An 8,795-nucleotide genomic window follows, 5' to 3' on the forward strand; every position below is an offset into this window, starting at 1 on the left:
GGCTCAGATGCGCGCCATCCGGTACCGAAACCAGGAGCCCAGTAGTAGCAGCAGCTTGGTGTTGGTGGGCACCCGCACCCGCTCCTGCTGAATGTGGCGGGCCGGCAGCTGACGGATTTTGTGGAAGAGCTTGAGGTAGTACACGTAGGCCAGGTACACGCCCAGCCGGGCCGCCCGCGGCAGCTGCACAATGCCCGCGTAGCCGGCCTCAAAATCGGCCCGGATATCGGCCTCAATCTCGCGCTTTACCTCGTCGGTGAACCGTTCGTACTGCACGCCCGGAAAGTACACCCGGCCCCGGTCCTCGTAATCGGAGCGGATGTCGCGCAGAAAGTTGATTTTCTGGAAGGCCGAGCCCAGGCGGCGCGCCGGCTCGCGCAGGTGGTCGAACTGGGCCTGGTTGCCCTCGCAGAAGATGCGCAGGCACATGAGCCCCACCACTTCGGCCGAGCCATAGATGTAGCGGGCGTACAACGACTGGTCGTAGCTGCGGTCATCAAGGTCCATTTCCATGCTGTAGAGAAAGGCGTCGATGAACTCCCGGTCGATGCCGTACTGGTGCACCACGTCCTGAAAGGCGTGCAGCACCGGGTTCAGACTGATGCGCTGGTCGAGGGCCTCGTAGGTCTGGCGCCGGAAATCGGCGAACAGGGCCGCCTTGTCGTGGTCGTGAAACGTGTCCACAATCTCATCGGCCCAGCGCACGAACCCATACACGGAGTACACCGGCAGGTGAAACCGCTGGTCCAGGGTCCGGATGCCCAGCGTGAAGGACGTGCTGTAGCGCTGCGTGATGAGCTTGCTGCACGCCCGGCTGGTTTCGGTGAAAAGAGCGACGTGGTCCAAATTTCAATTAAGAATTACGAATTAAGAATTAAGCATTTGCAGGCAGCTGACTAACCCTGAAAATCCCACTCCTTAACCTCAGGTTGACGTTTAAAGCTATTTAGAAGGCATTCTTAATTCTTTAAAGATTTCCCCCGCTACTACCTGGCCCGAGATGAGGGAGGGCGGCACGCCGGGGCCGGGCACGGTGAGCTGGCCGGTGAAATAGAGGTTGCTCACTTTTTTGCTCTTGAGTGAGGGTTTGAGGATGGCCGTCTGGCGCAGGGTGTTGGCCAGGCCGTAGGCGTTGCCCTTGTAGCTGTGGTAATCCTGCATAAAATCCTGGTGGGCGTAGCTGCGCTTGAACACCACCGCGTCGCGGATGCTGGTGCCGCAGTGCCGCTCCAGGCGCTCCATCATCAGGTGGTAGTAGTGCTCCCGGGTGGCCTCGGGGTCGGGCAGGTCGGGGGCTACCGGCATCAGCAGAAACACGTTCTCGCAGCCCGCCGGGGCCACCGTAGAGTCGGTCTGGGACGGGGCCGAGACGTAGAACAGCGGGCGGCTGGGCCACTGCGGGTCCTCGTAGATTTCCTGGGCGTGCAGGCTGAAGTCCTCGTCGAAGAACAGGTTGTGGTGGCGCAGGTTGGGCAGGCGCTTGTTCACGCCCAGGTAAAACAGCAGGGATGAGGGCGCCATCGTGCGCTTGTCCCAGTAGGCCTCAGAGTAGGTGCGCCATTCGGGGGCCAGCAGGTGCTGCTCGGCGTGGTGGTAGTCGGCGCCGGCCACCACGGCGTCGGCAGCGCGGAAGCCGGCGGCGGTCTGCACGCCGGTGGTGCGGCCGTTTTCCACCACAATCTGCTCCACGGGCGCGTTGTACTCGATTTGTACGCCCTGCTCCCGGGCCAGGGCCACCATGCCTTCCACAATTTTGTGCATGCCACCCATCGGGTACCAGGTGCCCAGGGCCAGGTCGGCGTAGTTCATGAGCGAATACAGGGCCGGCGTGTTTTCCGAGGTAGCCCCGAGAAACAGGATGGGGAACTCCACCAGCTCCAGCAGACGCGGGTCACGGAAGAACTTGCGCACGTGCTGGTGCATGCTCTGGAGCAGATCCAGCCGCAACGCATCCACGAGCAGGCGCGGGTCGGCGAATTCGAGCAGGGAGCGGCCGGGCATGTGCACGAACTTGCCGATGCCCACCTGGTACTTGTAGGCGGCCTGGCGCAGAAACTCATCGAGGCGGGCCCCGCTGCCGGGCTCAAACCGCTCGAACAGGGCCCGCAGCTCGCTCATGGCTGCCGGAATATCCACCGCCTCGGGACCCTTGAAAATCACCTGGTACGAGGGGTCGAGGCGCACGAGGTCGTAATAGTCGGCCACTTTTTTGCCAAAGCGGGCGAAGTACTGCTCGAAGATATCGGGCATCCAGTACCAACTCGGCCCCATGTCGAAGGTAAAGCCCTCAGCCCGGAACAGGCGGGCCCGGCCCCCGGGACCCTCATTTTTTTCCAGCAGCGTTACGCGGTAACCGCGCTGGGCCAGCGTAGTGGCGGCCGACAGGCCGGCAAAGCCCGCCCCGATAACAATGATGTGTTTACTCACAAACAAAACGGAATTACGCGCCGACGGCCCCCGGGCCATCAATCACCGCAAAGATGGGTATTTGCCCGACTTCGGGCCGGACTTTCGGATAACATACCCGGCCGGAGCCCGCAGGTTTTGGAGTCGGTCCAAATTTCCGGGGCCCAGGACTACGCCGCAGCCGACAGCAGGGGCCCGAAAGCAGACGGGCCGCAAACCACGTTGCCCGGGGGCAAATCGTAGTCCGCGGCCCGCTATACGCCCGGGGCGGGTCTGTACTCTCTCCCTATTCCCTACACGCCGGGGGCGTATGTCTTCAGCGCCTGCTTGAGTTCTTTGCGGGCGATGTGAATACGGTTCTTCACGGTTCCAATGGGAATTTGCAGCTTTTCCGCAATTTCCAGGTACTTGTAACCGATGTAGTACATCATGAACGGCGTCCGGTAGTCGGCCGAGAGACCGGCAATGGCGGCGTTGATATCCGTTACTACGAAGTCGGAGCTGGCTCCGTTGTGCGTAATGTAATTTTCATCGGTATTAAAGTACTGGAAGTACTCCGTGCTATCGATGTTACTGTTGCGCTTGGTGATTTTGTTGTAGTTGTTGATGAAGGTGTTGCGCATGATGGTGTACAACCAGGCCTTCAGATTGGTGCCCGCCTTGAACTTGTCCTTGTTCAGCATGGCCTTCAGCAAAGTCTCCTGTACCAGGTCCTTGGCATCGTCAGCGTCGCGGGTCAGATTCATCGCCACGGGCTTTAAGGAGTAAGAAATCTTCTGTACTTGGTCGGTGAATTCCAAAGAGGTCATACTGTTTAGCTTTTCGTGGCAAAAAGTTAAACAAATATACGAGCCGATTCCAGATTTGTACGTTGCAACCTCAATTTATTTTTACTATACCCTCAATTCTGTACAATGCCGCCCAGACGGCTGGTTTTTTCCTTTGCCCCCGGCTTGGCCCCGGCGAAGCGGCTGCGTGTTCAGGTACGCAAACGCCCGGCCCCCGGATGTTCTCCGTACGGCCGGGCGGTCAGCGCGGTCAGCAGAAACAGGTTATGCTTGAGTTAATTCTGCGGTGCAGTGTTGGGAAGCAGGGGCAGCGCCTTCATCAGCCAAAGCCATAAAATCGGTAATCAGGGCCAGGCGGGTAGCGTTGGGGGGCAGCGTGAACTCCAGTTGGGCCAGGGGGCCGTACAGGTACAGGGCAATGTCGGGGCAGAGGGCACTAAGCTCGTGCACGAAATTCTGCACTTCGTCGCGCTCGGGCACGGCCGTCATCACGGTGAGGGCGGCGTGGGGCCGGTAGGCGGCGCACACGGCTTCCAGCTCCGTGATGGGCAAGTTCTGGCCCAGGTAGAGCACGTGCTGGCCGCGGGCGCGCAGTACGTAGTTCATAAAGAGCAAAGCTAGCTCGTGCATTTCGCGCTCGGGCAGAAACAGCACCCAGCGCCGGGTGGTGGCGGGCGCTACGGGCGGCAGGCCGTCGGTGGCGGCCATCAGCTTCTGGCGGAGCAGGTTGGTGACCAGGTGCTCCTGGGCCGGATTGACGGTGCCGGCCTGCCACATCACCCCGATGCGCTGCAAAAACGGATAGACTACCCGCAGAATGGTTTCTTCGAAACCGTTGCGGGCAATGGTCTGATTGAGCAAAAGCACCAGCTGACACTCATTCATTTCGAGCATGGCGGCCAACAGCCCGTTCACGTGCTGGCAATAGGTGTGGCTGTTGTCGTTGCAGGAAATAACGGTTTTCGACAGCTCCTGCTCACTGAGTTTGGCAATCTGCGAAATCCGATAGCCCTGCCCGCAGAGCGTGGCCACGTTCAGCAGGCGGCGCAGGTCGTCCTCGCAGTAGGTGCGGATGTTGGTAGCCGTGCGCACCGGCCGCAGAATGCCGTAGCGCTGCTCCCAGACGCGAATGGTGTGCGCCTTGATACCGGAAAGCTGTTCCAGGTCGCTGATAGAAAAATGTCCCACGGTAGTAGTTGGTAGTGCGCTGGGGAAAATCAGGAAGTGCTTTTAGAGCCGGACCGCAGCACGCGCGTGGGGGCGGGCCGGCGCAGGGCCAGCGTGAAGTAGCGGGGCGACACCCACAGCAGGCCAAACTCCTCACTCCCGTCGCGGCCGGTGGTTTTGTGGTGCATCTTGTGGGCCATGTTCAGGGCCCGCAGGTAGGTGTTGCGCGACTTGCGCCAGAAGCGCAGGCGGCCGTGAATCAGCACGTCGTGCACGAAGAAGTACAGCGTGCCGTAGCTGGCAATGCCCACGCCCATCCAGAACCGGAAATCGTGGGTGGCCGAGCCGTACACAATCAGCAGCATCGAGAGCGTGCCGTAAAACAGAAAGAAGAAGTCGTTGCGCTCAAAGCGGTGCGGGTGACGCACGTGGTGGGAGCGGTGCAGGAACCACAGCGGCCCGTGCAGCACAAACCGGTGCATAAACCAGGCTACGAATTCCATCCCGAAGAAAGTAGCCGTGGTTACGGCTGCGGCTGCCAGCATCGTCATAGGTAAGCTAACCGGCGAAAAAGTGAGAAGTTTAAAACCGGACACGCGGGAGAAAGGTAGAAAAATTTCGGCGGCCGGCCGCTTCCGTCCCGACCCTGTCTTTCTGCGTAAACAGGCCGGCTCCCGCCCCGGGCCGACCGGCCGGTTATCCATTCGCACCTTTTCCTGCTGCCAACCTTCCATGTCCCATCCCATTCAAACCGGCCTGCTGGCCTACGGCATGTCGGGCCGCATTTTTCACGCGCCTTTTCTGAATACGCACTCCGGTTTTCAGCTGCGGGCCGTGGTGGAGCGGAGCCGTAAAACGGCCGCCGCTGCCTACCCGGCCATTATCAGCTACGATTCAGTGGACGCGCTGCTGGCCGATGAGGCCCTGGAACTGGTCGTCGTCAACACGCCCAACAACACCCATTTTGACCTGGCCCGGCAGGCGCTGCGGGCCGGCAAGCACGTACTCATCGAAAAGCCCGTGGCCGCCACCGTAGCCGAACTGGACGAATTACTGGAGCTGGCCCGGCAGCAGCAGCGGCACGTGCTGGGTTACCAGAACCGGCGCTGGGATTCCGATTTCCAGCTGGTACGCCAGGTAGTGGCAAGCGGGCAGCTGGGCCAGCTCACGGAGGTCCACTTCCGCTTTGACCGGTTCAAGGCAGCTCTCAACCCGAAGAAATTCAAGGAAGACCCCGCCGTGCCCACCAGCGGCCTGAGCTTCGACCTCGGCCCCCACGTGCTGGATCAGGCCCTGAGTTTGTTCGGGCGGCCCGAGCAGAGCCACTTCACGCGGGCCAGCCACCGGCCCGGCTCCCGGGTCGATGACTACTTCCACGCTCATTTGCAGTATGCCCGGGGCCTGAACGTGTTCGTGACGGGCAGCCTGCTCACGGCCGCCCCGGGGCCGGCCTATGTGCTGCACGGCACCCAGGGCAGCTTCCAGAAAAGCCGCGCCGACGTGCAGGAAACCCAGCTCGACCAGGGCTGCCCGCCTACCGCCCCCGATTACGGCCAGGAGCCCGCCGGAGCCGCGGGCACCCTCACGCTGGCCACCGAGCCGGGCCGTTTCACCACCGCCTCCCTCCCAGCCCCCACGGGCAACTATGCCGGCCTGTTCGACGCCGTGTACCAGACCCTGCGCCACGACCAGCCCTTCCCGGTGCGGCCCGAGGAGCTGCGCTGGCAGCTCGAAATTCTGCAACTGCCCGCCCACAAGCAGTTCTAGGGTCACTTCACGTACTGGGCCAGGGCTTCGCGCAGCCCCTCCCCTTTCAGATTGGAGGCCAGAATTTTCCCATTGGGGTCAATTAGGTAATTTTGGGGGATGCCAGTAATGCGATAGAGGCGGGCGGCCGCGTTTTGCCACCCCTTCAGGTCCGATACCTGGGTCCAGGGCAGCTTATCTTCGGCAATGGCTTTCACCCACTTGGCGCGGCCTTTTTCGTCATCGAGCGACACACTCAGCACCTCAAAATTGCGGCCTTTGTACTCGTTATATGCCTCGACAACCGCTGGGTTTTCCTGGCGGCAGGGCCCGCACCAACTGGCCCAGAAATCCACCAGCACGTATTTGCCCCGGTAGTCGCGCAGGGAAACCGTTTTGCCATCGGGAGTCTGCTGGGCGAATTCCGGGGCTTGAGCGCCTACGGCTACCGTTTTAAGGCCTTTTACCAGTTCGCCATAAACGCGACCTGCCGAACTGTTGCGGAGCTGGGGGCTTAGTGCTTCGTAGAGCGGGCCTACGGTGCCGTACGCCGGCAAGTCGAGCATCTGTATTTCCATCAGCGCATTCAGACTGGCCCAGGAACCCGGGTTGGCTTTGATGAAGGCGTAGGTAGTAGCGGCCATTTGCTTGTTGAACGACTCGAATTGCTTCTGTAAACGCTCCCGGGAAGCCGCGTCCTGCCGCTCCTGCTCAGAAGCCTTAGCGGCACCGGTGCCGAAAGCCTGTATTTGGTCGATTACCGGCTGGGTAGCCGCATTGAGCCGGGCGAAATCAGCGTTTACCGGACCTCCTTTGATGATGCTATGCGCTAGCGAATCGGAGCTGCTGACGATGACTGTACCGGGCTCTAGGAATAGTCGGGTTCGGCCACCTAATGAACCAAATAAATCACCCAGACGTCCATTACCGCGCAAAATCAGATCAGCCGAAACGGGCTCCGCAGCCGTGCCTTTGATTTCGAATGCCCCGTTTTTCACCGCCGCCGAATCAAGCACCGTGAAACCACGCATCAGATACACTTTGGCCGGCGCGCTGAGGGTGCCGAGCTTGCCTTTGACGGTGTAGGAAAACGGCTGCTGGGCCTGGGCCAAGCTACTAATCGTGAGCAGCAGCGGCAGGAGGAGCTTCTTCATAAGTATATAAGCGAAGGGTGAGAAATACACGGTATCGTAGTGGCCGAGACCCAGGGGCTTCCGGCGGCGGGCAAGTAACGGAAATTTTGCCGCTGGAGTACCGGCCCGGCGCGCGGGGCGGGTTCCGCCCTCAATCCCCTATCTTTGTTAGCAAAGCACACAAGCGGTTTGCTGGCCCAGAAACGACAGGTCAGCCTTTCTCCCATCCTTAGTTACGCTGAACCTTGACGTTTCACGAATTCAACCTCCACGACGATTTGCTGGCCGGCATCGACGCCATGAACTACCAGCAGGCTACCCCCATTCAGGAGCAGGCCATCCCCAAAATCCTCGACGGCAAAGACCTCATTGCCTGCGCCCAGACCGGCACCGGTAAAACCGCCGCCTACCTGCTGCCCCTGCTCGACAAGATTTCCCACGCCAAGCACGGCACCACCTCCACGCTGGTGCTGGTGCCCACCCGCGAACTGGCTACCCAGATTGATGAGCAGGTGACGGGCTTCGGCTACTTCGTGGAAGCCAGCTCCATTGCCATTTACGGGGGCGGCAAAAGCGAGGGGTGGGAGCAGCAGAAGCGCGCCCTCACTTCCGGGGCCGACATCATCGTGGCCACGCCCGGCCGCCTCATCGCCCACATGCAGATGGGCTACGTGAAGTTCGAGGACCTCAAGTACCTGGTGCTGGATGAGGCCGACAAGATGATGGACATGGGCTTCTCCGATGACATCCTCAACATTGTGCGCCAGCTGCCCAAGGAGCGCCAGACGCTGCTGTTCTCGGCCACCATGCCCAGCAAAATCCGCGACTTCTCGAAGCAGATTCTGCAGGAACCCGAGGAAATCCGCCTGGCCGTGAGCAAGCCCGCCGTCGGCATCGACCAGCAGTTCTACCTAGCCTTCGACCGCCAGAAAATCTACCTGCTCGAGCACATCCTCAAAACCCAGGACGTGCAGAGCATGGTGCTCTTCACGAGCCAGAAGGCGGCCGTAAGCGGCATTGTGCGCGCCGTCAATAAGCTGGGCTACGTGGCCCAGGGCATCAGCTCCGACCGCACCCAGGAGGAGCGGGAGCAGATCATGCGCGACTTCAAAAACAAGCAGTTCCCGATTCTGGTGGCCACCGACGTGCTCAGCCGGGGCATCGACATCGACTCGCTGAGCCACGTGGTGAACTACGATATTCCCCGTGCCGCCGAGGATTACGTGCACCGCATCGGGCGCACGGCCCGGGCCGCCACCAAGGGCACGGCCATCACCTTCATTGCCGACCAGGACCAGGACCGGGTGCTCAAGATTGAAAAGCTCATCGAGCGCGAAGTCGAGAAACAGAACATTACCGAAAGCCTGGGCCTGGGCGAAGCACCTGAGTTCGACCCCAAGCGCTTCAGCGGTTTGGGCGGCAAAATCGGGGGCCGCCCCGAGCGGGGCCGCTCCGGCGGTAGCGGCGGCGGCGGTCGTTCCGGTGGTGGCGGAGGCCGCTCCGGCGGCGGCCGCGACGGCGGGGCCCGCCCCGACCGGCGCGGCGACAAGCCCGA

At 61.2% G+C, this 8,795-nt stretch carries 8 protein-coding genes; 2 read left to right on the plus strand and 6 right to left on the minus strand.

Going from position 1 to position 8,795, the window contains the following annotated elements; all coding sequences use genetic code 11:
- Positions 1 to 3: 3 nt before the first annotated feature.
- From KLP40_RS11985 to KLP40_RS12005, 5 genes are all read right to left on the minus strand, one after another.
- Positions 4 to 846: a phytoene/squalene synthase family protein gene (locus KLP40_RS11985; protein WP_215594018.1), complete on the minus strand. Its 843-nt coding sequence runs from the start codon at positions 844 to 846 to the stop codon at positions 4 to 6.
- Positions 847 to 942: 96 nt separating this feature from the next.
- The gene (locus KLP40_RS11990) at positions 943 to 2,427 is read right to left on the minus strand and encodes a phytoene desaturase family protein (protein WP_215594019.1); all 1,485 of its coding nucleotides are present in this window, start codon (positions 2,425 to 2,427) and stop codon (positions 943 to 945) included.
- A gap of 272 nt (positions 2,428 to 2,699) precedes the next feature.
- A complete protein-coding gene (locus KLP40_RS11995; protein WP_119656569.1) occupies positions 2,700 to 3,215 on the minus strand; it encodes a sigma-70 family RNA polymerase sigma factor in 516 nt (171 codons plus the stop codon).
- A gap of 243 nt (positions 3,216 to 3,458) precedes the next feature.
- Positions 3,459 to 4,382, minus strand: coding sequence for a MerR family transcriptional regulator (locus tag KLP40_RS12000; RefSeq protein WP_215594020.1), 924 nt, complete (start codon positions 4,380 to 4,382; stop codon positions 3,459 to 3,461).
- A gap of 29 nt (positions 4,383 to 4,411) precedes the next feature.
- On the minus strand, positions 4,412 to 4,906 hold the full coding sequence (locus KLP40_RS12005) for a sterol desaturase family protein (RefSeq protein WP_246558786.1): 495 nt from the start codon (positions 4,904 to 4,906) through the stop codon (positions 4,412 to 4,414).
- A 187-nt stretch (positions 4,907 to 5,093) separates the two neighbouring features.
- Here KLP40_RS12005 and KLP40_RS12010 point away from each other — a divergent pair, with 187 nt between their 5' ends.
- Entirely contained in the window at positions 5,094 to 6,128 is a 1,035-nt protein-coding gene (locus KLP40_RS12010; protein WP_215594022.1) for a Gfo/Idh/MocA family oxidoreductase, read from the plus strand.
- Positions 6,129 to 6,130: 2 nt separating this feature from the next.
- Here KLP40_RS12010 and KLP40_RS12015 read toward each other — a convergent pair whose 3' ends face one another.
- Positions 6,131 to 7,261: a TlpA disulfide reductase family protein gene (locus KLP40_RS12015; protein ID WP_215594023.1), complete on the minus strand. Its 1,131-nt coding sequence runs from the start codon at positions 7,259 to 7,261 to the stop codon at positions 6,131 to 6,133.
- A gap of 278 nt (positions 7,262 to 7,539) precedes the next feature.
- On the opposite strand from KLP40_RS12015, the gene KLP40_RS12020 reads away from it, so the two are divergent.
- Positions 7,540 to 8,795: DEAD/DEAH box helicase (locus tag KLP40_RS12020; RefSeq protein ID WP_246558797.1), on the plus strand; the 1,256-nt coding region annotated here is incomplete at its 3' end.

Origin of the sequence: Hymenobacter piscis (assembly GCF_018760735.1) — a bacterium.
GTDB classification, from domain to species: Bacteria; Bacteroidota; Bacteroidia; order Cytophagales; family Hymenobacteraceae; genus Hymenobacter; species Hymenobacter piscis.

What these genes read in the sequence shown, in the direction of transcription:
- KLP40_RS11995 (WP_119656569.1), bottom strand. Translation starts at nt 3,215, where the DNA reads ATGACCTCTTTGGAATTCACCGACCAAGTACAGAAGATTTCTTACTCC.
- KLP40_RS12005 (WP_246558786.1), bottom strand. Translation starts at nt 4,906, where the DNA reads ATGCTGGCAGCCGCAGCCGTAACCACGGCTACTTTCTTCGGGATGGAA.
- KLP40_RS12010 (WP_215594022.1), top strand. Translation starts at nt 5,094, where the DNA reads ATGTCCCATCCCATTCAAACCGGCCTGCTGGCCTACGGCATGTCGGGC.
- KLP40_RS12015 (WP_215594023.1), bottom strand. Translation starts at nt 7,261, where the DNA reads ATGAAGAAGCTCCTCCTGCCGCTGCTGCTCACGATTAGTAGCTTGGCC.